At 69.2% G+C, this 1,686-nt stretch carries 1 protein-coding gene and 1 pseudogene; one reads left to right on the top strand and one right to left on the bottom strand.

Annotated features, from left to right (window positions below; translation table 11 throughout):
* Positions 1–489: 489 nt before the first annotated feature.
* Positions 490–1,323 (bottom strand): pectate lyase, encoded by an 834-nt coding sequence (locus tag AB0C29_RS47090; RefSeq protein WP_360834722.1) that lies wholly within the window; start codon positions 1,321–1,323, stop codon positions 490–492.
* An 82-nt stretch (positions 1,324–1,405) separates the two neighbouring features.
* Between AB0C29_RS47090 and AB0C29_RS47085 the strand changes: the two are divergent.
* Positions 1,406–1,686 (top strand): annotated as a pseudogene (locus AB0C29_RS47085) (hypothetical protein); the annotation flags it as partial.

Raw genomic sequence — 1,686 nt, 5'->3', positions numbered from 1 at the left:
CCGCACCGAAGTAGCGGCCCTTCTGGGCGGCTGAGGCGCCCAGCGTGGTGGCCGCGTCGGCGGACTGGGTGTAGACGACGCTCAGCCCGGCGGCGACCAGGCCGGCGATGCCTGCCGCCACCAGCACGATCCGCCGTCGCGGGGCCCGACGATGGGCGGGTGGATGAACAGACGCAGTCATAACGTGCCTCTCGGGAAAAGGGATGGCGCGCAGAAAGGGGTGATCGCGCGGTCAGAATGCTGCCACGCCAATCCCCGAATATCAACCGGTGAGCCATTTATCGGGCCGAAAAGAATGGTCGAACCGCGACTTTCCGATGGCCTCCGGCGAAACACATTTAAGGAAAAGCAAAGGTCATAGCCGCAGGTGAGAGCCGTGGCGACGGCGCGAAAAAAGCCGTCTGCCGATAATGCGGCAGACGGCCGGAAAAAGCCAGGGGCCGGGCCGGCGCGGGGAGGCGCCGACCCGGCTGATCCGGTGCGGGGCGGTTACTTGTAGGTGATGTCCGAGGCGCTGAAGAAACAGTTCTTGCCGTCCGCGCCGGAACCGGTCTTCGGCGGTTCCGCGCCGGTGTTGTTGCCGGTGAAGCGGTCGCAGATCGCGAGCTTCTTCTTGCTGTCCCCGACGATCGTGATGCCGGAGAACGTCGCCGTGTCGCCGAAGTTGGTGTTGATGCCGGCCAGCGACTTGCCCGGCGCGCTCGCGGTGATGTTCTGCAGCACCACGGTCCGCTTGTACTGCGTCTTGCAGTTGCCGCACGAGCGGTAGAGCTTGCCGAAGTCGCTGACCTGGAAGTTGCGGACGGTCAGCGTGCCGCCGCCGTTGTGCTGGAAGACCTTGTCCGAGGCCGAGCGGGCGCCGCCACCGTCGACGGTGTAGCGGGCCGAGGTGCCGCCCTTGAACGTGGCGGCGTCCTCGCCGACGTCCTCCCACCAGACGTTGACCAGGGTGCACGAGCCGCTGCAGTGCACGCCGTCACCGGCCGGGGCGCCGATGATGACGTTCTTGAGGGTGGCGCCGTCGGCCAGTTTGAACATCGGGTCCTGGCTCTCGCTCTGACCGCCGTCGCCGATGCCGAAGTACCGCTTGAGGCCGCCGTCGAAGGTGCCCGAGACGTTGGTCGTCGCGCTGACCTTGACCAGGCCCTTGGCGGACGGCCAGGCCGTGGCGGCCGAGGCGTTCTGGGTGAAGGCGACCGCGGTGACGCCGAGACCGCAGGCCAGGACGGCCGCGATGGCCGTGCCCCGCCAGCGCCGGAACCGGCCGGGGGAGCTCTCCGGACCGGGGGAGCTCTCTGGAGATGTGGGGGAGGACGTTTCCATACCCGTCCAGTGGCCGGGGGCACCCAGGAGGTTGCCGTGCGTCGCAAGATTTCTTCGCCGGTTCCGCGGGTAGGCCGAGGACATGGCTGCGCCCGGCGTCCTCACCCGATACACGACCGCGGCCGCCCTGGCACGGCTCGCCGACGAGGGCAGTCGCGTGGCGCTGCTACTGCATGTGCTCGCAGTCGGGCGGGGCGCGGCGTTCGGCGGTCTGCTGATCGGTGCGCTGATGGTGCCGCACGTGCTGGCGGCACCGCTGGTGGGGGCACTCGCCGACGCTGTCCGCCGGCGCCGGCTGCTCTACGTCGGCGGGCTGCTCGGCTTCGCGGCCGGCTTCACCGGTGCTGCGCTGCTGGCCGAGCC

The sequence above is a fragment of the Actinoplanes sp. NPDC048791 genome, assembly GCF_040650095.1.
Classification (GTDB): Bacteria; Actinomycetota; Actinomycetes; order Mycobacteriales; family Micromonosporaceae; genus Actinoplanes.
The sequence above is the reverse complement of the archived record's forward strand: the minus strand, read 5'-3'. Positions and strand labels throughout refer to the sequence as shown.

Excerpts from the sequence above, each read along its gene's own strand:
- AB0C29_RS47090 (WP_360834722.1), bottom strand. The coding sequence starts at position 1,323 with ATGGAAACGTCCTCCCCCACATCTCCAGAGAGCTCCCCCGGTCCGGAG.